General features: G+C 64.2%; 19 protein-coding genes and 1 pseudogene. 4 read left to right on the forward strand and 16 right to left on the reverse strand.

What is annotated here, in order from left to right:
* Window positions 1-15 precede the first annotated feature (15 nt).
* Both AC50YA_RS19500 and AC50YA_RS19505 read right to left on the reverse strand, forming a co-directional pair.
* Window positions 16-948, reverse strand: coding sequence for a DUF8462 domain-containing protein (locus AC50YA_RS19500; RefSeq protein ID WP_494983897.1), 933 nt, complete (start codon window positions 946-948; stop codon window positions 16-18).
* A gap of 154 nt (window positions 949-1,102) precedes the next feature.
* Complete coding sequence (locus AC50YA_RS19505; protein WP_494983855.1) at window positions 1,103-2,638, reverse strand: SulP family inorganic anion transporter; 1,536 nt, start codon at window positions 2,636-2,638, stop codon at window positions 1,103-1,105.
* 212 nt (window positions 2,639-2,850) lie between these two features.
* Between AC50YA_RS19505 and mptB the strand changes: the two genes are divergently transcribed.
* Window positions 2,851-4,470, forward strand: coding sequence for a polyprenol phosphomannose-dependent alpha 1,6 mannosyltransferase MptB (gene mptB / locus AC50YA_RS19510; RefSeq protein ID WP_494983856.1), 1,620 nt, complete (start codon window positions 2,851-2,853; stop codon window positions 4,468-4,470).
* Between the two features lie 139 nt (window positions 4,471-4,609).
* Here the strand turns inward: mptB and AC50YA_RS19515 are convergent, their stop codons facing one another.
* From AC50YA_RS19515 to AC50YA_RS19525, 3 genes are all read right to left on the reverse strand, one after another.
* The gene (locus AC50YA_RS19515) at window positions 4,610-5,866 is read right to left on the reverse strand and encodes a sugar ABC transporter permease (protein ID WP_494983857.1); all 1,257 of its coding nucleotides are present in this window, start codon (window positions 5,864-5,866) and stop codon (window positions 4,610-4,612) included.
* Complete coding sequence (locus AC50YA_RS19520; RefSeq protein WP_494983858.1) at window positions 5,863-6,687, reverse strand: ATP-binding cassette domain-containing protein; 825 nt, start codon at window positions 6,685-6,687, stop codon at window positions 5,863-5,865. The genes AC50YA_RS19515 and AC50YA_RS19520 overlap by 4 nt, the downstream gene beginning before the upstream one ends.
* 96 nt (window positions 6,688-6,783) lie before the next feature.
* Window positions 6,784-7,860, reverse strand: a complete 1,077-nt coding sequence (locus tag AC50YA_RS19525; RefSeq protein WP_494983859.1) for an ABC transporter substrate-binding protein — start codon at window positions 7,858-7,860, stop codon at window positions 6,784-6,786.
* Between the two features lie 206 nt (window positions 7,861-8,066).
* On the opposite strand from AC50YA_RS19525, the gene AC50YA_RS19530 reads away from it, so the two are divergent.
* Entirely contained in the window at window positions 8,067-8,876 is an 810-nt protein-coding gene (locus AC50YA_RS19530; RefSeq protein ID WP_494983860.1) for a DeoR/GlpR family DNA-binding transcription regulator, read from the forward strand.
* Window positions 8,877-9,010: 134 nt separating this feature from the next.
* Here AC50YA_RS19530 and AC50YA_RS19535 read toward each other — a convergent pair whose 3' ends face one another.
* From AC50YA_RS19535 to AC50YA_RS19555, 5 genes are all read right to left on the reverse strand, one after another.
* Window positions 9,011-10,063: a 2-hydroxyacid dehydrogenase gene (locus AC50YA_RS19535; RefSeq protein ID WP_494983861.1), complete on the reverse strand. Its 1,053-nt coding sequence runs from the start codon at window positions 10,061-10,063 to the stop codon at window positions 9,011-9,013.
* A 21-nt stretch (window positions 10,064-10,084) separates the two neighbouring features.
* On the reverse strand, window positions 10,085-10,723 hold the full coding sequence (locus AC50YA_RS19540; RefSeq protein WP_494983862.1) for a histidine phosphatase family protein: 639 nt from the start codon (window positions 10,721-10,723) through the stop codon (window positions 10,085-10,087).
* Entirely contained in the window at window positions 10,720-12,204 is a 1,485-nt protein-coding gene (locus tag AC50YA_RS19545) for an FGGY-family carbohydrate kinase (protein ID WP_494983863.1), read from the reverse strand. Before AC50YA_RS19545 ends, AC50YA_RS19540 begins: the two co-directional genes overlap by 4 nt.
* The gene (locus AC50YA_RS19550; RefSeq protein ID WP_494983864.1) at window positions 12,201-13,808 is read right to left on the reverse strand and encodes an FGGY family carbohydrate kinase; all 1,608 of its coding nucleotides are present in this window, start codon (window positions 13,806-13,808) and stop codon (window positions 12,201-12,203) included. The genes AC50YA_RS19545 and AC50YA_RS19550 overlap by 4 nt, the downstream gene beginning before the upstream one ends.
* Window positions 13,809-14,003: 195 nt before the next feature.
* Window positions 14,004-15,251, reverse strand: a complete 1,248-nt coding sequence (locus tag AC50YA_RS19555; protein ID WP_494983865.1) for an MFS transporter — start codon at window positions 15,249-15,251, stop codon at window positions 14,004-14,006.
* A 285-nt stretch (window positions 15,252-15,536) separates the two neighbouring features.
* On the opposite strand from AC50YA_RS19555, the pseudogene AC50YA_RS19560 reads away from it, so the two are divergent.
* Window positions 15,537-15,835: pseudogene (locus AC50YA_RS19560) on the forward strand (polyprenol phosphomannose-dependent alpha 1,6 mannosyltransferase MptB); the annotation flags it as partial.
* Window positions 15,836-15,851: 16 nt separating this feature from the next.
* Here AC50YA_RS19560 and AC50YA_RS19565 read toward each other — a convergent pair.
* From AC50YA_RS19565 to AC50YA_RS19590, 6 genes are all read right to left on the reverse strand, one after another.
* Window positions 15,852-16,145 carry a hypothetical protein gene (locus AC50YA_RS19565; protein WP_494983898.1) on the reverse strand — a complete coding sequence of 98 codons (294 nt, stop codon included), beginning with the start codon at window positions 16,143-16,145 and terminating at the stop codon, window positions 15,852-15,854.
* A gap of 25 nt (window positions 16,146-16,170) precedes the next feature.
* Complete coding sequence (locus AC50YA_RS19570) at window positions 16,171-17,397, reverse strand: glycosyltransferase 87 family protein (RefSeq protein WP_494983866.1); 1,227 nt, start codon at window positions 17,395-17,397, stop codon at window positions 16,171-16,173.
* Window positions 17,398-17,458: 61 nt separating this feature from the next.
* Entirely contained in the window at window positions 17,459-18,811 is a 1,353-nt protein-coding gene (locus AC50YA_RS19575; protein ID WP_494983867.1) for a glycosyltransferase family 87 protein, read from the reverse strand.
* 130 nt (window positions 18,812-18,941) lie between these two features.
* Complete coding sequence (locus tag AC50YA_RS19580) at window positions 18,942-20,051, reverse strand: GTP pyrophosphokinase (protein ID WP_494983868.1); 1,110 nt, start codon at window positions 20,049-20,051, stop codon at window positions 18,942-18,944.
* A 53-nt stretch (window positions 20,052-20,104) separates the two neighbouring features.
* The gene (locus AC50YA_RS19585; RefSeq protein ID WP_494983869.1) at window positions 20,105-21,142 is read right to left on the reverse strand and encodes a LacI family DNA-binding transcriptional regulator; all 1,038 of its coding nucleotides are present in this window, start codon (window positions 21,140-21,142) and stop codon (window positions 20,105-20,107) included.
* A gap of 47 nt (window positions 21,143-21,189) precedes the next feature.
* The gene (locus tag AC50YA_RS19590; protein WP_494983870.1) at window positions 21,190-22,233 is read right to left on the reverse strand and encodes an NAD(P)-dependent alcohol dehydrogenase; all 1,044 of its coding nucleotides are present in this window, start codon (window positions 22,231-22,233) and stop codon (window positions 21,190-21,192) included.
* A 128-nt stretch (window positions 22,234-22,361) separates the two neighbouring features.
* Between AC50YA_RS19590 and AC50YA_RS19595 the strand changes: the two genes are divergently transcribed.
* Window positions 22,362-23,261 (forward strand): helix-turn-helix domain-containing protein, encoded by a 900-nt coding sequence (locus AC50YA_RS19595; protein WP_494983871.1) that lies wholly within the window; start codon window positions 22,362-22,364, stop codon window positions 23,259-23,261.
* The last annotated feature ends 9 nt before the right edge of the window (window positions 23,262-23,270 follow it).

A 23,270-nucleotide genomic window follows, 5' to 3' on the forward strand; every position in this document is an offset into this window, starting at 1 on the left:
GGGCGCAGCCCGGCGTCAGGATCTGGGTTGTGTCCGAAGGCGTTGGCGGAGGCCAGGGATTGCGAAGTCAACCTTTCCGTGGGCGGTGGATTCTATGAGGCCGGCTGCCAGCAGTCTCGAGCGGTAGTTTGCCACGAGATTTGTCCTGGCTCCGATGCGCCGGCCGATGTCTCCGGCAACAGTAGGTCCGTCGTCCTCTGCCAATTGCATGAAGGAAGTCCAGGTCTTTGGGGGAGGCAGTGGCGAGGGCTGCTTCGATGACGGTGCGTGAGTTGTGACGGTTTGCTGCCTCGATGGCGCGTACGACTGTTTCGGGAGTGAGGTTTCCATGGTTGTTTTCCGCCTCCTTCCAGAGGAAGTATCCGACGAGTTGGACGAGGAACGGGTAGCCTCCGGTGGCTTCTGCTGCCTGGCGTACGAGGTCGGGGGAGACTTTAAAGGCTGCGAAGGTGCCGGCGAAGGACTCCTCCACTTCCCGGACGGCTGCGGCGTGGAGATCGATCTTGTCGGCCCGGCGAAGGAATGTCGCCACCCCTTCGTTGAGCAGGTCGGACACGGCAGCGGGCAGCCCGGCGAAGACCAGGCCAATAGGCAGCCGGTCCTGGATGAAGTGCTGGACACTGGCGGCCAGTTGGGCAAGCTCGCTGCGGTCGGCAGCATGAATCTCGTCCACCGTGATGACGAGCCCATTGCCGCGTTCATCCAAGAGTCTGAGGAGGTCCTCACCCAGTGTCCGCCACGCGACCTGGCGTTCGGGTGGCAGTTGGGTGGTGATACTGAAGCCTGCGGCGGCGATCGCTGTGATCCGTCGGTTCGCCGGGCCGGCGCCGAGCTCTTCGGCGAGACGGCGCATGGACTCTCCGATGCGCCCATGAAGCCTGCGGTGGCTGTCTCGGCAATCACTGCCCAGCCCTTTTCGCGGGCGATGTCGTGGGCGGCGCCGATCATGACGGTCTTACCGATTCCCCGGGCGCCGGTGAAGATGGTCAACAGGCCTGGAGCGCCGGATCCCAGGCGAAGCCCGTACTCGAGTTTCCTCGCGCGCTGTGAGTTTATATGAGTTTTGTGAGTTCATATGGAGTCGCGAGTAAGGAGACACGCTTTAACTGTCCGAGTTAAGCTTTCCCGCCAGCCGCTCCCGCATGACGACGCTGGCAGCATTCAGTCCGATCAGCTCCACTGCCCGCCCGTGCCGGCGGTACTTCTCGGTCACGGCGTCCAGCACCGCGATGGTTGACGCATCCCAAAGATGCGAAGCGTGCAGGTCCACAATCACCCGGCTGATGTCCGGCTCGGCGTCCAGGGCGTACTCGAACTGCGTGTACAGGTCGTTGGACGAGGCAAAAAACAGCTCGCCGTCCACGGTGTACGTGGCCACGTTCTCGCCGTTAAGTTCGACGACGGTCCGTTCCACCGTGACGAAGTGCGCCACCCGCCGGGCGAACAGGGCCATGGCCGCCAGCACGCCGGCCCCGACGCCGATGGCCAGGTTGTGGGTGGCTGACACCACTGCGACGGTGATCAGCATGACGGCGGTCTCCGACTTGGGCATCCGGCGCAGGGTCCGCGGGGCGATGGAGTGCCAGTCGAAGGTGATGGCGGAAACGAAGATCATCACGGCGACCAGGGCTGCCATGGGGATCAGGCCCACCACATCGCCGAGGACCACCACAAGAACCAGCAGGAAAACGCCGGCCAGGAACGTGGATACCCGGCTCCGTGCTCCGGATCCCTTGACGTTGATCATGGTCTGGCCGATCACGGCGCAGCCGCCCATGCCGCCGAAGAAGCCGGTGACAATGTTCGCTACGCCCTGGCCCCAGGACTCGCGGGTCTTGTTGGAGCGGGTGTCCGTAATGTCGTCCACCAGCTTGGCGGTCATCAGCGATTCGAGCAGCCCCACCAAAGCCATGGACAGCGAGAACGGCGCGAGGACCTGGAACGTCTCCCATGTCAGCGGGACGTTGGGCAGGAACAGGGACGGCAGGCTTTCGGGGAGCTGGCCCTTGTCCTGGACGGTGGGGACGTCCACGCCGGCCAGCACTGCAAACAGGGTGAGCACCACGATGGCCACCAACGGTGAGGGCACCGCCGTCGTAATTCTTGGCAGTCCCACCACGATGGCCAGTCCCACCGCGACCAGCGGATAGACCATCCACGGCACGCCGATCAGTTCGGGAATCTGGGCCATAAACACCAGGATGGCCAGCGCGTTGACAAAGCCCACCATCACCGAACGCGGGATGAACCGCATCAACCGGGTGACGCCGAGGACCGCCAGCAGGATCTGGAAGACGCCGGCCAGGATCACCGCCGCGATCAGGTGGTCCAGGCCGTGGCTGCGCATCAGCGGGGCGATGACCAGGGCGACGGCGCCGGTGGCGGCGGAAATCATGGCGGGCCGGCCGCCCACAAAGGAGATAGTGACCGCCATGGTGAACGAGGCGAACAGACCGATCCGCGGATCCACGCCCGCGATCACCGAGAAGGCGATCGCCTCCGGGATCAGCGCGAGTGCCACCACCAGGCCTGCCAGCGCCTCGGTCTTCAGCCGCCGCGGCGAGCGAAGGGTGGCGCGGACTGATTGGAGCTGCTGGGGCGTGCCGGTCCGGGCATCGGGGACGCTTCGTGCGGCCATGGCTGGGTCCAATCGTGCTGGTGAAGCCGGCAGTGGTGGCTTCATTCTTAGGCGGGGAGGGGGCGTCGCGACGCCTCATTGCGAAATAGGGGGCACGTCCGCCCCTACCAGTCTGGGGCACGCGCTAAGCCAACTGCTAAAATGACTGGGTTGTAGACCGGCCTATAGCTAGTCCAGCCAGCGCCGTAACGTAAGTAGGGGACCAACAAGACATGACGGCAGGCGGTTCACACATCAGCACTTCGGAGAGCGTCCCCGGTCCGTCGAAAAAGACAGCGGCCGGCGCGGAGCTCCCGAAGTCTGCTGCGCCCGCCGTAGCTCCCCCCACGAAGCGGCGGGTGTACATCGCCACCTGGCAGGGGTTCCTGGGCGCCCTGATGATGTTTGTGGGTTCGATTGGAACTGGCTGGATCGCCAACGGCTCACCGATGATCCGCCAGCCGGTGGTCATCGCCCTGCGGACCGAGGGCTGGGGCGTGACGCTGTCCACCGTGCTCCTGACGGTGGGTGCCATGCTCCTCATGCGCTCCTGGCTCCGGCTCGGCCAGCGGCTGGGGGACTGGGGCGAACATTCCCTGCGGTCGGTGGTCATAGCCATCTCCGCCTGGTCCCTGCCGCTCCTGCTGGCCGTCCCGATCTTCTCCCGCGATGTCTACGCCTATACGGGCCAGGGCCGCCTGGTCATGGAAGGGCAGAACCCCTACAACGTGGGCATCTCCACGCTGAATAACTGGTTCGCCCTCGGCGCGGACCCGGCCTGGGCCGAGAACAGGACGCCGTACGGGCCCTACTTCCTGTGGCTCGCCCGCGGCGTGGTGGGGCTGACAGGGGCACAGCCCGACGCGTCCGTGCTGATGTTCCGCCTGCTCGCGGGCGTCGGGGTTCTGCTCTGCGTCATTTACGTGCCCAAGCTGGCCGAACTGCACGGCATCAACGGCGCGCGGGCACTCTGGATCGCGGTGGCCAACCCGCTGTTCCTGATCAGTTTCGTGGCCAGCGCCCACAACGACGCGCTCATGGTGGGCCTCGCCGTCGCCGGTGTCTACTTTGCCGCGACGAAGCGCTACCTGGCCGGAATCCTGCTGGTCACCGCCTCCATTGGGATCAAGCCGATCACCGTGCTGCTTCTCCCGTTCATCGGCGTCATGTGGGCGGGGCCGGCCGCCTCGTGGACGCGGAGGTTCCTCATTTGGGGCGCGACGGCGGGAATCAGTTTCGCCGTGCTGGCCGTCAGCGGGATCCCGTACAACCTCGGGTTGGGCTGGGTGTGGGCCATCATGGACCCGACGCCGGGTTACACCGGCTATTCGCCGTCAGGTTTCCTGGGGCAGCAGGTTGAGTTCCTCGGCAACGGGCTGGGACTGCCCGGCGGCACCATCGCGGATCTGCTGCGGACCGGCATGAAGTGGGCGGCCATCGGCCTGGTCCTGCTGCTGATGTTCCGCGGCGACTACTCGCGGGCGGTGCGCCGGCTGGCCCTGGCGTTCGCCGCCGTCGTGATGCTCTCGCCCATCATCCAGCCCTGGTACATCCTGTGGTTTGTGCCGTTCCTTGCCGCCACCGGCATCCGGAACGACTGGCAGATCCGGTGCCTCTACGTGGGCGTGACGTTCTTTGTGGTGTTCGGCGCGCAGGACCAGCTTTCGGTCTGGTCCTTTGTGAAGCTGACCGTGGACGCGTCGTCTTTGGCGTTCGTGACGGCGCTGCTGTTCACGTTCTACCTGCTGGTCCTGGACATCCACACGCGGAAGCTGCTGATCGAGGGCAAACCCTCGGACTGGGCCCGGCGTGGCTGGCGCTGGGTCCTGGACCAGCGCCGCAGCGCCCGCTGAGGCGAGATCCCGCCGCATGACTGCCAAAAGGTAGCTGACAGACCGACACTACTAACTCGAGGGCTTCCGGACCCGCCATCACCAAGGGCTCCTGCCATTCTTGCGGCAGGAGCCCTTGGGCAGGAACTCGGCGGTTTGCTCAGGCCCTGCCGTGTGAGGATCGGGACCGGCGGGAGACTGAGTCGAGGGTTACTGCCAGGAGCAGCACCACACCTGTGACCATGAAACGGAATGACGAGTCGAGATTCAGCAGGGTGAGGCCGCTGGAGATTGACTGGATGACGATGATCCCCAAGATGGCGGCGAAGGCGCTGCCACGGCCCCCGAACAAGCTCGTTCCGCCGATGACAGCCGCAGCGATTGCGTTCAGGTTTACGTCGCCGGTGCCGCTTCCCTGGTTGGCGGCTGCGAGGCGGGCGGCTCCAAGGAGTCCTCCTACCGCTGCGAGGGTTGAGCAGGTGATGAAAACGGATGTGTAAATGGCTTTGACGTTTATGCCGGCGCGGCGGGCTGCTTCCGGATTGCCGCCGACGGCGTAGACGGAGCGGCCCCATTTGGTTCGCTTGAGTAGGTAATTAAGGATCAAGGTCAGTGCGATGAAGAAGATGAACATCCAGCCGACTCCGCGGCTTTGGTTCAGGTAAAAGACAGCTACTCCGAGGAGTACCAGCAGGAGAATGGCGCGCAGGGCGATGTTCTGCATGGACATGGCGGACAGTCCGGCGTTTCTGCGGGCACGTGAGTGGAAGTAGTCGGTGGCGAACAGGGCCGCTGCTGCGCCTGCTACCAGTACGTAGGACAGCCAGATGGGCACGAAGGCCAGTTGGGCGAAGTACACCAGGGGTGAGTCGAACGGCAGGTTGATGGATCCCTTGGCGCCCAGGATGTAGAGCTGCAGTCCCAGGAATCCGAGTAGCCCGGCGAGGGTGATGACGAAGCTGGGAACGCCGAACCGGTTGAAGATCTGTCCGTAGATCCAGCCGATGGCTGCTCCGAGGGCAACTGTGGTCAGGATAACCAGCCAGACGGGCCAGCCCATGTTGACCGAAGTGACTGCGACGACAGCAGCGGCCAGTCCGCTGACGGAGCCGACCGAAAGGTCGATTTGGGCTACCAGGAGGACGGAGACGATGCCGAGGGCGATGATCCCTACGGCTGAGCTTTCCATGGTGAGGTTGACCAGGTTTGCGGGGGAAAGAAAGATCGGGTTCAGGGCCTGGAGGACTGCCCAGATCACGATCAGTCCGCCGATGACGGGCAGGACACCGAGGTCGCCGGAGCGGGTTCGGTCCAGGAATGCCTGGAACTGGCCTTTGAGTCCTGTCCGGTCCTGCAGCCGTTCGTCCTGCAAGTCCATGGCGAGGGAGGCGGGAGCGGTTTGTGTCTTGTTTTTCATGATGCGTCGGTCTCCTGGGTCGGTCCCTGGCCGGTGCCGCGTGCTGCGGACCGTCGTGAGACGACGTTGTCCGTTGCTCCGGTAATGGCGGCGATGATGTCCTCGGTTGAGACGTCGCGGACCCGGAAGTCTCCGTTGTTGCGGCCAAGGCGCAGTACAACCACCCGGTCCGCGACTGCCTTCACGTCCGCCATATTGTGGCTGATCATGATGACGCCGTGGCCGCGTTCGCGCAGTCTTTCAACGAGGTTGAGTACTTCGGCGGTCTGGGCGACGCCGAGCGCTGCGGTCGGCTCATCGAGGATGACGATTTTGGGCTCTCCGAGCAGGGACCGGGCGATGGCGACGGTCTGCCGCTGGCCGCCGGACAGCGCTGCAATGGGTGTCCGGACAGAGGGGATCTTTGCCGAGAGCTGCCTCAGCAGCTCCCATGAACGGACTTCCATGTCCACTTCGTTCAGCCGGAGCGGTGATATTTCCCGGCCAAGGAAGAGGTTGTCGACGACTGTGAGGTTGTCGCAGAGCGCCAGGTCCTGGAAGACGGTGGCGATGCCGAGGTGCTGGGCGGCCGCTGGACTGGAAATCGTTACTTCCCGGCCTTCAAAGGCGATGGTGCCGGAGTCGGTTGAATGTACCCCCGAGAGTACCTTTACCAGCGTCGATTTGCCGGCGCCGTTGTCACCGACGACAGCGACAACTTCGCCTTCGGCTACGTCCAGCTCAATGTCCATGAGCGCGGCGACGGCACCGAAGGACTTGTTTATGCCGCGCAGTGACAGCAGTTGGGGGCTTCCTGCTGCGGCGATGGGTTCTGATGGCATGTTTTTTCCCTGTTGTTTCTGGGGCTAGTGATGGTGGGGTTGGAGGTTCCGGTGTCCGGACCGGGACACCGGAACCTCCTTGCCTTGATGCCGGCTCTACTTGATGCCGGCCTTGGCACAGGCTGCCGCGTAGGCGGAGGTGCAGAGCTCGGACGCCTTCACGATTCCGGTGTCCACCAGCGACTCTTTGAGGTTTTCCGCGGTGACCACTGTCGGGACGAAGAGTTCCGAAGGGGTGTTGAACAAGGTGGTTTTGCCTGCAGGCTTCTCGCCCTTGGCAAATGAGTAGGCAATCTGTGCGGCTGCTTCAGCCACGGTCTTGATTGGCTTGGAGATGGTGTTGTACTGGTCCCCGGCCACGATGCGCTGGGCGGCGGCGAGCTCGGCGTCATTGCCTGTTACGGGGGGCACTTCGGTTCCGGCAGCTTTGAACGCCGCGATGGCGCCGCCGGCCGTGCCGTCGTTTGCCGCGACAACTCCTGCGATTTTCCCGGAGAACTGGGTGATCTGGCCGCTGACCCAGTCCTGGGCCTTGGTCGGTTCCCAGCCCGGGGTGTCAAACTCGGCGAGGAGCTTGAACCCGCTCGGGTCAACTGCGGAGTGGATGCCCTTCTTGATCAGCCCGGCGGCTGCGTCAGTAGGGGAACCGTTGACCTGCAGCAGTCCTCCCTGGACATTGCTCGCCTTGAGGTGGTCGACCAGGGACTGGGCGATCATCGAACCGATTTTTTCGTTGTCGAAGGAAACGTAGTAATCGGCGGGGGCATCAGGGATCGGGCGGTCGTAGGCGATGATCGGCACGTTCTGCGCCTTGGCTGAGTTGACGATCGTCGCGGCAGCTGCGGAGTCGACCGGGTCAATCACAATGGCCTTTACGCCCTGGGCGAGTGCGGAGTTGGCCTGTTCCTGCTGCTTTGCCGCGCTGGCGTTGGCGTTTGAGTACACCACGGTGCATCCTCCGCAAAGCTCCTTGATCTTTGCCTCAAACAGGGGCTTGTCGAACAGTTCATACCGGGTTGAGGCGATATCCGGCATCAGAAACGCTATTTTGGCGGCCGAGGCGTCGCCCGTGCCGGCTCCTGCAGTGCCCTGGGAACCGCAGCCGGTGACGGCGAGGCCGAGAATGGCAGCCGTGGCGGCTGCCGTCATGATTCGCGCGTAGAAGTTCTTCATTGAGTTCTCTTTCGTGAGGTGAGCCAAGCGAGTCGGGTCCCCCATGACCTCAACTTGTATGTCGAGAATAACAGAAAAAATGTGAAATAGGTCACGAGGTTTGATAAATTGTTTCATGGCTTGTGCGGGGCATATCCTGAGCACAGGCCTGCCGTAAGGGTCCACGCAGTGGTGGAAACCCGCGCGCAGCGACGAAAGTGAGCATGATGAACGACAACCCCGGACTCAAAAAGCCGCGCATCACCCGGCAGCGGCGGATCATCGAACATGTTGTGGGCGCAGGGTTTTCCAGTGCCGCCGATCTTGCGACCCTCACCAACGTCAGTCTGATGACCATCCACCGCGACATCGATGATCTGGCAACCCGGGGAATCCTGCGCAAAGTCCACGGCGGAGTGTCGGCACTGCCCTCCACTGTCTTTGAGGCGAGCTCTGAGATCCGGATGCAGATCCAGCCGCAGGCCAAGACGGCGCTTGCGCGCAAGGCCCTGGAGATGGTCGAGCCAGGCATGTCCGTGATGCTGGATGACTCCACCACCGTGTTCGCCCTTGCCCGGTTGCTCAACGATGTTGGACCCCTGACGGTCATCACCAACTACAGGCAGGCGATAGAGCTGTTCCGGGAGAACGATGACATCCGGCTGATCGTGACCGGAGGCCAGTACTCACGCACCCATGACTCTTTCATTGGCCTGCCGAACGACGGCTCGTTCAGCTCCTACGCGGTGGATGTCGTGTTCCAGTCCACCTCAACGATGGGATCTGAGATGACGTATCACCAGGAGCAGGATGTCGTTCACATGAAGCGGGCCATGCTGAAGGCCGGCACACGACGCGTGCTGATGATGGACGGGTCCAAAGCGGGGCGGACATCGCTCCACCACTACGTTCCCGTGAGCGATTTCACCGACCTCATTCTTACTGACGATGTCTCTTCCGAGTTCAGGGAAGCAGTATCTGAGCACACCACCTTACACATCGCCCCGCTGCATTCCACGCACAGCCAGACAGGTTAATCCGGTCTGCAGGAGGGCATTCTCAACGATTCCGATCCGGCACCGAAATCCCGCCGTGGGGTGCGGACGGGGCCAAACGACCATGCCGGCCCCGGAGCCACGGGAGCCGGCGTGCCCGGGGTGCCAGCGCGGTTCTAGGCCGTGCGTGCTGGCATGAGGGCTTCGGGGTTGGCGCAGTGGGCGAGGGGTTCCCCGTTCAGGTACCTCCGCACATCTGCGGCCACGATCTGTGCCGCCTTGTTCGCCGTCGCTTTGCTGGCTCCGGCCAAGTGCGGGGTCATGACAATGTTTGGGGTGGTCAGCAGCCTGGAGGCTGCGGGAATGGGCTCCTCGGGGAAAACGTCAAAAGCGGCGCCGAAGAGGTGGCCGGAGTCGAGGGCGTCGCAGAGTGCGTCGTAGTCCAGCAGGGCGCCCCGTGCGCAGTTGACGATGATGGAACCGGGTTGCAGGGCGGTGATCTGTTCGGCTCCGATCATGCCGGTTGTCTCGGGCGTGACACGGGCATGAAGGGTGACGACATTCGAGCGGGCCAACAATTCGTCAAACTCGACCTTTTCGGCCTGCCCGGCCAGTGCGTCTTCTGTGACGTACGGGTCGTGCACCAGGACTGTTGCCCCGAAGCCTTGCAGCATGCGGGCAACGCGGCTGCCGATGGCTCCGTAGCCGACCAGGCCGACGGTGCTGCCTTCGAGTTCGGGGCCGACGTTTTCGTACATGTAGTAGTCACCCCGCCACGTTCCGGCGGACAGATCGGCGTTGGTCTGGGGGATGCGGCGCATCGCGGCCAGCATCATGCCCAGGGTGTGCTCGGCTGTTGCTGCAGCGTTCCGTCCCGGTGCTGACGTTACGGCTACACCGTGCCGGGTTGCTGCTTCCAGGTTTGCGTTGACGGGGCCTCCGCGGCTGATGCAGAACAGTTTGAGGTCGGGGCATGCTTTCAGGACTTTTTCGGTCAGGGGGGCCATCTGCGTGACGCAGATTTCCACCCCTTGCAGGGCTTCGATGAGTTCATCTTCGGTCCCGGAGGCTTCATCGACTTCTGCGACCCGGCCGAAGGGCACGACGGGCCAGGGCAGGGTGAGCTCGGTGAAGGACACGCTGCGGTCGGTGACTTCCTTGGCTACGGCGCCAGTGAGCAGGTCATTGAGTACGAAGTGGTCGCCTGCGGCGAGAATGCGGGTGGTCATGATGGGGATCTCCTTGCTGGATCAGGGCTGGGGCTGGGAGGCCGGCACGATGCTGGCCGCGACGGGGGTGTTGAACTCGAGCACGGAAACGTAGCCGTCCCTGATGCTGATTTCAGTGAGTGAGCAGTTCCGGATGGCGGGGAAGACCCGCCGGTATTCCCGCAGCGGGATGCCGATCAGCTGGCAGAGGGCGAGCCGGATTGCCGTGGTGTGGGCTACTACCAGCACCCGTCCGTCCGGATGCTCCTTTGTGATGTCCTGAAGGCAGTCCACGAATCGGTCAGCGGCTTTGAAGGGGTCCTCTCCGCCGGGGAGATGGTGCTTCGCCGGATCAGACCGGAAATGGGCCAGGGCCTTCGGGAAACGCTGTTCCATCTCCTCGGTTGTCACGCCTTCGCCTTCACCGAAGTCCAGTTCACGCAGGCGCGGGTCCACCTGCACGCTGAGGCCGGTGGCCTTCGCGCTGGCCCCGGCCGTGGTCTGGGCGCGGCTCAGAGTGGAAGTGTAGATCGCGGAGAGCCCGGCTGTTTGGGCCCAGTTTGCGAGCTGGGCCGCCTGATCATGGCCTCGGGGAGTCAGGTCGATGTCGCTGATTCCGGCGTAGCGGTTTTCGGCGTGCCAGACGGTCTCGCCGTGGCGGCACAGGATGATGTTGGTCATGCGTTAGTCCTTTTGATGGCGTGTTCAGCAGCGGCGGGATCCAGCCAGCCGCGTTGTTCCAGTTCGGTGATGAGGCGGATGTAGGAGTCGTCGAACCGTCCGGCTACCTCCGAGCGGGGCTCTATGACCTGGCGTACCTTGACCATTTCTGCTGCGACGTCAGCGGTTTCCCGGTCCGGGGAAGCGGCGAGGACAGCCATGCCCAGGGCGGGTTCTGCATTTTGGGGGAGTGTCACCGGGCGGCCGAGGACGTCAGCACGTAACTGGTTCCAGTAGGGGCTTTTGGTGGCGCCGCCGGTGAGCACGAGGCTGCCGTCGGTGGGGGCACCCAGGAGGTCCAGATAGTCAAAGCAGAGCCGTTCGATGAACGCCACGCCCTGCAGGGCTGCGGCGTAGCGGTCGCCCTCATCTTCGGATGTTCCAAGAGTGAAGCCCCGGGCCTGTGGTGCCGCGAACGGGAACCTTTCCCCGGATGACACCAGAGGATAGGTCAGGACGGGCGCGGGTTCCCGTGTTTTTGCCAGGGCCTCCAGGATGCTCAAGTCCTTTCCGGCGAAGTCACGGGAGATCACACCGGCTCCGGTGCTGGAGGCGCCTCCCGGCAGCCAGTCACCGTCAGGGCTTTTGTGGGAGTAGACCACCCCGAGGGGGTCCTGGATCAGCTTTCGGGTGACCCCTTTGAGGATCAGGGTGGTGCCCAGGACGGAATTCCAGCTGCCGACTTTCAGAGCGCCGGAGCCCAGCTGTGCTGCACATCCATCGGTTGCCCCTGAGATGACAGGGGTGCCGGCCGGGATGCCGGTGGCGCGGGCAGCGTCGGCGGATACGGTCCCGATCCGGGTGCCTGAGCGGACGAGACCCGGAAGCATTTGGCGAGGGACGTCCAGCGCGTCCAGCACGTCTTCCGGCCATTTCTCCTCAATCAGGTGTGCGCCCGTTTTGAGGGCGCTGCTCAGGTCCGTGGGGACCGGATGGCCCGTGAGGCGCTCATTGATGAAGTCTGACTGGTGCAGCAACCGTGTCCCGGCAGTCGGCGTTCCTGGATCGTTGAGGAGCCAGAGCAGCTTGGGAAGTGCCCAGGGAGTCTGCATCCGCTGGTAGCCCAGCTCGCTCCAGACATGGGATCCTGCCTGGTTCACCCGGTCGGTTTCGCCGCCGGCACGGCCGTCGTCATACATGAGTCCGGGTGTGACAGGGTTGCCCCGGGCATCGGCGAGGAGGATCGTTCCGGAGGTGGCGTCCACTGCGACGCCAAGGACGTTGCGGTGTTCAAGGCCTTGGAGTGCTTCCGACGCCGCCGCTGAGACGGCTTTCCACCATTGGTCCGGGTCCTGCTCATGCCTATGTCCGTCGCGGCGGCTGGTGAGCTTTTGGGTGCCGGAGCCGAGGACGTCGCCGTCGGCGTTGACTGCCAGGGCGCGCACGCTCTGTGTTCCCAGGTCCAGGCCGACCCAGATGCCGCCGCCGTTCGTTGCTGTCATGATGTTCCTTCTAGGGTGGCCGGGTACTTCTTCCCGGGAACAGTCAGGTCGTCGGATCCTTCGGACGGGTGTTCCGGGACGATGACCGGCAGCGGGTCTATGGTCTTTGTCTGCGGGCTTCGGCCCCGCATGGCCGCAAGTCGCGGCCAGGTCTGGCTCACGGTGGTTCTGAGAGACAGGAAGTCCTCGTAGAGCTCCGAGTATTGAGTGGCCTTCTGCGGGTCCGGGGTGAAGGTGTCCCGGATCCTGACGTACCAGGAGGAAACGTCCTCGACGCGGGCGGCTCCGCCGGTGGCGACCAGTCCGACGAGGAAAGCTCCCTTGGCGCCTACTTCCGTGTCAGTGGACCTCTGCACCGGAACGCCCGTGATGTCGGCGATGAGCTGAAGCCAGATGGGGTTGGCGGCCCCGCCGCCGCAGACCCGGAGTTCGGTTGGGGTGACTCCTGAAGTGCTGAGGCAGTCGCGGATGACCAAGGTCAGGCCTTCCATCACCGCGCGTGCGATATGTTCACGTTTGTGATCGAAGGAAAGGCCCAGGAAGGACCCCCGCGCCTGCGCGTTCAAGAAGGGTGCGCGTTCCCCGGCCGGCGACAGATATGGTATGAACGCCAGGCCGCCTGCCCCCGGGGGGCATGTATCGGCGAGGTCGGCCAGCTCTGTCGGGTTATCCAGATCCAATAGCTGACAGGCCCATTGGATGACTTCACCGCCCGCCAGCGTCGGAAAGGCATTGAGGTATTTGCCGGGAAGGCCCAGGGCCACAGTCAGCCCGGCGGATTTTCCTTCCGTGCTCACAGTGTCGGCGACAATTTCCGTGCACAACGTCGTGCCGAGGATGCAGCAGGCCTGGCCGGGTTCTACCGCCCCGACTCCTATTGCCGTGGATGCGATGTCGTACGAGGACATGACGACCGGCAGGCCGGCGGGCAGACCCATTTCCAGTGCCGCGTGCTGTGTCAGCGAGGCAACCCGGCGGTCGTCTCCCAGTAGCTCCGGCAGGAAGGGCAGAGCCCACTCCATGTCATAGAGCTTCAGCAGTTCCGGTGAGTACTGGCGGGTGCGGATATCCATGAACGGGGCAGCGCCGTCTGATTCATCGATGGCGAACTGTCCAGTCATCCGGGCAAAGAGCCACCCTCCGCAGGTGAGGGTGACGTGGGAGCGTTCGAGCCTCTCGGGGTCGTTCTGCTGTAGCCAGGTGAGTATGGCGTTAGGCAGACCTGGGAAGGTCTGGGATCCGTTGATTTGGAATGCCTGTTTGAGCAGTCCCTGGCGTGACCATTCCTCCACGATGTCGGCGGCGCGTCCGTCGTTCCACAGGATCGCGGGCCCTGTGGGTTCCGCTGCCTCGTCAACGAGCCAGCATCCGTCACCTTGGGCGGTGATGGCCAGGAAATCGATGTCCGACTTCAGTTGGCGCTGGACGCTGCGGACGCTGAAGACGACGGCATCCCAGACGGCGAGCATGTCCTGCTCGGCCCAGCCCGGGTGCGGGCGGCTGACGGAGGTCGACTGGCGGACGACCACCACTTCTGTGCCTTCTTCGTCGTAGCCGACTGCCTTGATCATTGTGGTGCCGGCATCAACAGCGATGACCGCCATGGCTTGGGCCTTTCTATTGGTGGAAGTATCTTCCTCGTGCGGGTGTGCTTTGGAGTTTGCGGTGCTCGTGGCCGGGCATGCCGTACGGGATGTGCCGGCAGGAGTTCGCTCGCAGCCACTTCAGGTGTAACGGAAATTAGTGAGTGTTGCTAGGTACAGCGTGGCGGGAGGTGGCGGGGAGCTTCAGTTGCCAGGTCAGCACGGCGCTGAGCAGGTAGAGCCTGCGAAAATCCACATAACGCCGCCGACTCCGATCAAGGAAAGGAACAGCGTTGCGATCAGCGGGCCAAGGAAGACCGACATGCCGGCGCCGAAGTTCAGGGCGGACATGGCTGCGCCTTTGTGTTCCGGTGCCAGTGACGGCATCAAGGCTGACAGCGGGACGAACCCGGCCAGGGTGGCGCCGTAGGCGGCACCAACAGCCATTGCCACGATCAGGTTCGGACCGGCAGCGAGCGGGACGTAGTAGAACGCCAGAGTTGTCACGGCGCACCCGACGCCGCCGAAAAGTGCGATCGTCTGCCGCCAGCCAAACTTGTCGCCGACGATTCCGAAGATCAGGTTGAAGAAAATGTTGGTGAGGAACACCACGCTGAGGATCTGAAGCCACTCGCTGAGTTCGAACCCGATTTCCTTGGTGAAGAAGACAGGGAGGAACACCAGGAAACCGAACTGGGAGGCGGTGTTGATGGCCCGGACAGCAGCGCCCATGCCGATTCTCGGATTGCGCCAGAGGATGGTCAGGCTTGAGGTCAGCGTCGCAACGGGCTTCTCGCCCTCAGGAGCCAGCCGTGAAAAGCCTGTGCGTTCCCGGACCGTAGTGAGAACGACGAGGCCGCCGACAATGACAAGCCCAAGAGCGATCCAGAGTGTGTTGAACGCCCCGAGCGCCGGAATAGTGGCGCTTGCCAGCAAGGATCCGAGGGTTGGCAGGCCGCCGGTAAACGCGAACCAGAACCATCCCACTGCCGAGCCCAGTCGGTTTGATGGAGTGCAGGCCGCGATCCACACCAGGAAGCCATAAGCAAAGAGCGGATACCCCAGCCCTCGCAGTCCGTAGCTGACCAGCAGCAGGGTGAAGTCCAAGGACGGGAGCGCGATCGTAAGAAGGACAAGCTGGAATGTCACCCAAAGGACGAGTCCCAGGATCATGACGCGGCGGGGACCCCAGAGGTCCGACAGGGCGCCCGAAGCCCAGGCGGCAACGCCGGCTGCGACCCCGTACACCGTGAACAGAAGCCCCACCTGGCCCTGTTCCAGCCCCCGGTCCAGCAGGAACGTCGAGAGATACCCGGACTCGACTCCGTCGCCGATCATGAAGATCAGCAGCCCGACAAAGCCCCAGCGCAGCAAGTGGGGCATGCCGAGCCGGTCTGCCCAACTGCGGGAGGGCGTCTGTTGCGAAGTTGACGGAAGGGTGGAGGAAACGGAACGTGCGGCCATTGCAATCTCCTGGGTGGTTCGGCACGAACCGCTTCGTTGCGGAAGGCTTCTGATGCCGATGGGAAACTAAAGAGTATGTGATCTATCTAACGTCAGATACGCTTTTCTGTCAACTTAAACGTTAAAAATAACATTTTTAATGTTAGTCCGAACGACCGCCGACCTGACCAGATGCGATCCAGCAAGGAGGGAGCTGACGTGAAATTGCGGTGACCGTTTTTCCGGTGAGCGCCTTGGTGACCTCAGGGATCTTTGAACCCCCTCACGGCAAATGAAGGTGGCGCTGACGTCTGGGCCATCATGGACCCGACGCCGGGTTACACCGGCTATTCGCCGTCAGGTTCCTGGGGCAGCAGGTTGACTTCCTCGGCAACGTGCTGGGATTGCCGGGCGGCACCATTGCGGACCTGCTGCGGACGGGCATGAAGTGGGCGGCTATCGGGTTGGTGCTGTTGCTGATGTTCCGTGGCGATTACTCGCGGGCGGCGCGCTGGCTGGCCTTGGCGTTCACCGCCGTCGTGATGCTTTCGCCCATCATCCAGCCCTGGTACATCCCGTGGTTTGTGCCGTTCCTTGCCGCCACTAATCGGGCTCTGACAGTCAACGAGCCTTGCGCCGAAGACCCAGGCGGTAACCCAACCAGAACGCCAATGTCAGCGGGCCCACTGCCATCAGCAAGTAACCGGTCCGTGCCCCGCTGTCCATCAGGACCATCGTGTCCGATGTGAAGGTCTGGTTAGCCAGGGGCGCGTAGGTGAACCACCCGATTTCCTGCCGGGGCGCCAGGACTGCAGCAAGTCCGGTGGCAACCGCTGCTGCGGCAAGGAGCGGTGCCAGCAGCGGCCGCCAACGGCGGAGCCCCGGCCTGATTGTATTGTCTTCCCCCATAGTCATGGGCACTACCCTAATGCGGCTCGGGTCAGGCCGTCCGCGCCTCGGGAACCGCCTGGGACTTCCGGCCGAGCTCGGCGGTCCGCTTCACCGACCACCACAGCAGCACCACCAGGAGCACGTTGCGCGTGGTCAGGATGGCAGCCATGACCGGGTGGGCGTGGATGAGCGGTGTGTAGAACAGCGGGTAGATCACGAAGGTGGTCACCGCGATTCCCATCAGCAGGGCCGCCGGGACCTTCCACCGGTCCCAGTCGTGCGTGAGGCCAGCGATGATCACCGGGGCAAGCCAGATAATGAACTGCGGCGACCCCACCTTGTTGAACACGATGAACGCCGTGGTCATCATCAGCGCGCCCTCGAGGAAGAGTTCCTCCCGCTCTGCACCGCGGTTCAGTGCCCGGACCAGCAGGACAGCTGCCACCACGGCGGCGAGGATCAGCAGCGGCTGCATCAGGAAGGCGGCAGCGTCGGCGCCCGGGCCGTAGACCTCGGTGGAGTTGATGGCCGTGTTGTCCGCCATCTTGGACCCGGCGATGTTGAACACGCTGAGCCACACCCACGGCGTGGAGAACGTGGCTTCAAGCTGCATCCCACGTTCGCCCTGGTTGGTCAGGAAGTCCATGATGTGAGGCAGGCCGCCGGACAGATACGTGCCCAGGCCCACGACGGCGGTGACCGCCACGCCGGAGGCCAGCACCTGAAGCCGCTGCCGGCTGGCAATGACGAACGGCACCAGCACCGCTGCCGGCCAAACTTTGAGCCAGGTGGCCACGCTCAGCAGGATCCCCGCCACCACAGGGCGTTCGGCCGCGTACAGCAGCGCAATCAGCACGATGGGGGCGGTGATGCCCTCCACCCGGGCGAAGCTGAGGTAGCCCATAAATACGGTGAAAAGCAGCCACCACCATGCGGGGGCGATGCCCTTCACCTTCCGCGGCCCGCGCGTCAGGAATGCAAGCCCGACGGCGTTGAGGGCTGTGATGATCAGGAACCAGCACAGGAGGTACAGGCTGGGTCCGGCAATGTTCGCAAGGAAGATGGGGATCTGTGCCAGCACCGGGTACACCCAGGGGCTGATCTTGCCGTTGAGGCTGTCCGGGTTGTAGCCGTCCATGGCCCACTGGCGGTACTGCTCGGTGTCGCTGAACGTATCGCCGTTGAGGAAGAACGACGCCATCCAGCCCAGGAAATACAGGTGGATGACTGCGAAGCCCCACCAGACGCTGGAGGGACGGGCGAACCAGTCCACCACGCGGGCGGGCAGGACGGTGCTGCGGACGCTGACCAGCCGGTCGAAGAACTTCGTGGAAATCTCAGGACTCCTTGAGCGCGGGGACGGACGCGGAAGTCTTTTTGCCCAGCGAGTACAGGCGCCGGACCGACCACAGGAACAGAACCACCAGGAGGACGTTGCGGATGGTCAGCACGCCGGCCATGAGGGGGTTGTTGTGGCTGAGGGCGTCGTAGAACAGGGGGTAGATGAAGAATGTGGCCACGGCGATGGCGATGAGCATGGCCGCGGGGACCCGCCATTCGCGCCAGCTGTGCGCCAGGCCCACCGCTACGGCCGGGGCAAGCCACACCATGAACTGGGGTGAGCCCACCTTGTTGAACACCACAAAGGCGGTGGCCAGGGTGAGCGCTCCGGCGAGCAGCAGCTCGGTGCGGTCCACGCCGCCGTCGGCCTTGCCGTTGCCGTTGAGCTTGCCGTTGTGCAGCGCCCAAAAGGTCAGTCCGGCCACGAGCAGCGCGGCAAGGATGAGGAGCGGCTGCATCAGCACTGACATCACGGCGGTGCCGGGGCCGTCCACCTGCATGGAGTTGATGTCGGTGTTCATGTACATCCGGGAGTCGCCGATGTTCAGCACGGACAGCCACAGCCACGGGGTGGTGAACGTTGCCTCGAGCTGCATGCCCCTGTCACCCTGCTGGGTCAGGAAGTTCAGCAGCTTGGGCACGCTGCCAATCGTGGCGGCGAGTGCCACCACCACCGCTGACGTGGCCACGCCGGCCAGCACCACCAGCAGGCGGTTCTTGACGACGGCGAAGAGGGCCAGCATAACGGCCGCCGGCCACACCTTCACCCAGGTGGCGGCGGCGAGCAGGACCGAGGCGATGAACGGCCGGCCCACGCCGTATGCCAGGGCCACCAGGACGATCGGTGCGGTGAGGCCATCCACGCGTGCGAAGCCGAGCCAGCCCATCAGCAGCGTGAAGATCAGCCACCACCAGCCCGCCGGAATCGCATCCTGGTTGCGGCCGCGGTCCGTGAGCTTGGCCAAACCCCAGCCGTTGAGGATGGTGGTCATCAGCACCCACAGGAAGAAAAACGGTCCGGGGCCGGCAAGCCCTGCCAGCGCCATGGGGATGAGCGCGAGGATGGGGTACACCCAGGGGCTGGGGCCGCCGCTGAGGTTCGCTTCGTCGAAACCGGCCCGGGCCCAGTCGCGGTAGATGAACGTGTCGCTGAACGCTTCGCCGCGCAGGGACAGCAGCGCCGCGAAGATCAGGAAACCCAGGTGCACCAGGATAAAGCCCGTGAGCAGTCCACGCGGCGTGTTCAGCCAGGACCGTGCGGCCGCAGGCAGGATGACGTTGCGGATCCGGGTGAGCGTGGCGAAGAATGCGTCCGTGGAAATGGCGGAATCCTTGTCAGAGAGGGGCAAAACAGGTGCCGGATCTTGCCGCTGGGCTGGAACCGGGAGCATCGGAGGTCCGTTTACAACAGCCTCCACCATGAGTCAAGGGTAGTTGAATGTCAGCGGCGCCCAATAATCCTGCGGCGCCGCGAGTGGCCTACTCGGACTTGGTCTGGCGGTAGCGCTCGATCTGTTTGAGCCGCCGCAGGAGGCTGTCGCGCCGCGGGTGCGGGACGGCGTCGGGCGCTTCTGCGGTGAGGTCAATGTGTTTGGTGCCGTACTGCCAGAGCAGGAGGTCATCCAGCAGGCGGTCCGGGCCGGGGGAGTAGCGGTGGTCCAGCGCCTTGCGGACCTCGGTGATCCGCTGGGCGCTGAGGAGGCCGGCCAGCTGGACGGTCTGGTTGAGGCCGTGGGCGGCCATGAGCTCGGCGGCCCAGCCCCAGTCGTCATCCACTTTGCGGTCCACGTGCGGCAGCAGCGTGCGCCACACGTCACGGATCCGGTTGGGCGTGAGCTGCGCGGCGCCTTCACCGTCCATGTCCCAGTAGCTGCGGACTTCCTCATAGCGTTCATGGAGGTCCGCGAAGGCGCTTTCCACTGTTTCCAGCATGGCGGCGGTGGCGGTGAACTGGCGGTCGAAATGCGGGGTCCAGGCGCGGGGGTCCTCGGCCTTGAATCGGATGTCGTGCTCGATCTCGCTCCAGGCGTGGGCAAAAACGGTGCGGATCTGGCATTCGAAGAAATAGCTGCCGTTGGCCGGAATATCCGGGTTGAAGGCCCGCTGGTAATCCCTCACCGCCTCGTTCTGGATGGTGCGCAGGATCAGGTGGCGGCTGGAATAGCCGTACGTGCCGGACTCGATGGAACCGATGTCCTTCTCCCGGTCCCCGCGGCAGTCGAACACCTGCCGCTGGCGCTTGATGATGTTGGCCACCAGGGCATTCTCGGTTGGCAGTTTGGTGATGACGCGCACGCCCACCATGTCGTTGAGGGTGCGGAACGGGTCCGGGAACTTCAGCACCGGGGGTCCGCCGGGTTCCAGCGGTTCCTCAATCCGGGAAATCTTCTCCCGGAAGGATTCCACCGACTTGGTGCGCCCGGTGACAAAGAGCGGCGTGACCTCGGTGTCCTTCAACATGTCGCGGAGGATGTGGAGAACGTCCTTGGTGACCAGCTTCAGGGCAGGGCGGACGCGCTCGTAGATCTCCACGTTCTCCTGCACGGATTCACGCAGGCTGATGTCCAGGCTGTCCCAGTTACTCGGCATGCCCCCAGCTTACGGCGGGGGTGTGACAGCGGGTTGTCATGCTCGGCTCAGTGTTATGCCGACGTGGAGTTGCGGACCACCAGGGAGCTCTCCAGCGTCAGCTGCGGCTCCTCCAGCCGGTGGCCTTCCATAAGCCGGCGCAGCTGCCCGCCTGCCTTCAGCCCCAGGGAAGTTGCCGGCAAATGCACGCTGGTCAGGCTCGGATTGCTGGTCGCGGAGTACGGCAAATCATCGAAGCCGGCTATGGCCAGCTGGTCCGGAATCTGCACGCCTGCCACCCGTGCTTCCTGCAGCACGCCGTAGGCGTGGGTGTCCGTACAACAGACGACGGCGGTGACCCCGGCCTGCTGCCACGCAGGCCAGGCGGCGGCGAACGCGGCGGCGGCGGCACCGACGTCGACGGTGGCACTGATGATGCCGTCAGCCGGTACTGACATTCCGCGCGCGCCGGCCTCGGCCAGGAAGGCGCGGCGTCTGACCTCGAACGTCGCCGTGCCGGTGACGCTGTCCACGTAGGCCACCCGGCGGTGGCCCGCCCCGGCCAGGTGCGCGGCCAGCTGCCGCGCGCCGTGGGCAACGTCCAGATTGACCGACGGGGCATACGCCTCCAGCCCCGGAGCGTCCAGCAGAACCACGGGGCCGGCCGCGGAAAGTTCTTCCAGGAATTCGGCGTTGGGGGCGTCAACCAGAAGCCCGGCCGGCCGAAGTGCCATCAGCTTCCGGACGTCGTCCGCCTGCGGGAACTCCCCGGCGTCAGTGACGGACAGCAGCAGCTGGTAATCCGCCCCGAGTGACTCCCGGACCCCGGCGATCACCTTGGCGAAAAACGGGTTGGAGATGTCCGGGGCAACGAGTAAGACGATGGAGCTGACGCCTTTGGCCAGCGAGCTGCCCACGCTGTCCACGACGTAGCCGAGTGCGGAAATGGCTTCCCGCACCTTGGCGATGTTGTCCTCAGAAACGCGGCCGGCAGTCTTGCCGTTGGCCACCAGGGAAACCGTCGCCGTCGAGACGCCGGCGCGCGCAGCGACCATTGCCGCCGTGATCCGCCGCGAGCGGACGGATTGCTGCACCTGCTCCGCGGATTCCATACCTCGATGGTAGTAGGCGTGGAGGACCCGTGCTGCACGCCGGTGTTCTAGCTCAAGGTCGCCGTGTCAATGACGAACCGGTAGCGCACGTCCGAGGCGAGGACGCGTTCGTAGGCGTCGTTGATCTTGTCCGCCGGGATGACTTCGATCTCGGCACCGAGATGGTGCTCGGCGCAGAAGTCGAGCATTTCCTGGGTTTCGCGGATCCCGCCGATCATGGAGCCTGCGAAGGAGCGGCGGCCCATAATGAGCGCAAACGCGTTCACCGGGAGCGGTTCGGCGGGGGCGCCGACGTTGACCAGGGCGCCGTCGAGGGTCAGCAGCTGCAGGTAGGAGCTGATGTCGATCGATGCGCTGACGGTGTTGATGATCAGGTCGAAACTGCCGGCCAGGTCCATGAAAGTGGTCTCGTCGCTGGTGGCGTAGTAGTGGTCCGCGCCGAGCTTCAGCCCGTCCTCCTGCTTTTTCAGCGACTGGGAGAGTACGGTGACGTCCGCGCCCATGGCGTGGGCGAGTTTGACGGCCATGTGGCCAAGGCCGCCGAGACCCACGACGGCGACTCTCTTCCCGGGACCGGCGCCCCAGTGCCGCAGCGGGGAATAGGTGGTGACGCCCGCGCACAGCAGGGGAGCGGCGACGTCGAGCTCGATGCCTTCGGGGATCCGCACAACAAAGTCTTCGGTTACGACCACGTGCGTGGAGTAGCCGCCCTGGGTGATGGTGCCGTCGCGGTCCACGGCGCCGTAGGTGCCGATGTTGCCTTTGAGGCAGTACTGCTCTTCGCCCTTGAGGCAGTTGACGCATTCGCGGCAGGAGTTGACCATGCAGCCGACGCCGACCCGGTCGCCGATAGCGTGCTTGGTGACGGCGGAGCCGATCTCGGTGACGATGCCGGCGATCTCGTGGCCGGGGGCCAGCGGGTAGGACTGGGGACCCCAGTCGCCGCGGACGGTGTGGATGTCCGAATGGCAGATGCCGGCGAACTTGATCTCGATCAACACATCGTGCGGGCCGACGTCGCGGCGTTCGATGGTGGTGGGGATCAGGTCCCCGGCGGCGGACGGAGCGGCGTAAGCGTTAGCGGTAAACAATATTTTTCTCCTGTTTTGGATTGCCTTCCATCAATATCACCCCATTTCCATCGGCTGAAGAAGGCTGCGTTTATGGGGGGACAAATTCTCCCCCCTTAAGCCTGGTGAACCGGGGCTATCGTGGATTCATGGACAACCAGCCCGACAACCGCGCCGACATCCGGGACTTCCTGGCCACCCGCCGCGCCAAAATCCGCCCGGAGCAGGTGGGCCTGCCCGCGGGCAGCCGTCGCCGCGTTCCTGGACTGCGCCGCGAGGAGGTGGCGGTCCTCGCCGGGGTTAGCACCGAGTGGTACGCGCGGCTGGAGAAGGGCAACATCAGCGGCGTGTCTGACGACGTCCTCAAGGCCGTCGCTGGGGCACTGCACCTGAACGATGAGGAATGCCTGTACCTTTTCGAGCTGGCACGGGCCGCCCGGCCCATGCGCCGGACGCATTCCCGCCGCAAGGATGCGGGGCTGGCGGTCACTGTCCATTGGCTGCTTGACTCCATCACCACGTCGGCCGCGTTCGTCCGCAATGGCCGGCTCGATATCGTGGCCTCTAATGCCCTGGGGCGGGCACTCCACGCACCCATGTTTGCCAGCGACACCACCACTGCCAACGGCCAAGCAAACTTCGCACGCTTTCACTTCCTCGACCCGGCCGCACGGGAGTTCTTCGTCGACTGGGACGCCGGCGCCGCGGCCACCGCCGCCCTGCTGCGTGCCGAAGCCGGCCGTGAGCCCAACGACCGCTCTCTGCGCGAACTCGTAGGCGAACTATCCACCTTGAGCCCCGAGTTCCGCACGCTGTGGGCATCGCATGACATCCGTTTCCGCCACGAGGGAACCAAACGGTTGCGACACCCCGTGGTCGGCGACCTGGAGCTGACCTACCAGTCCCTGGCGTTGCCTACCTCCCCGGGTGTCGTCAGGGACGTCAGCTTCTACACCGCCGAACCCGGGACGACCCACGAAGAGCGCATCAAACTCCTCACCAGCTGGGCGGCCACGGCGGTTTCGGAAGCAGCAAAACCCAACAATTAACGTGTGCGA

The organism is Pseudarthrobacter sp. RHLT3-21, from assembly GCF_059383495.1.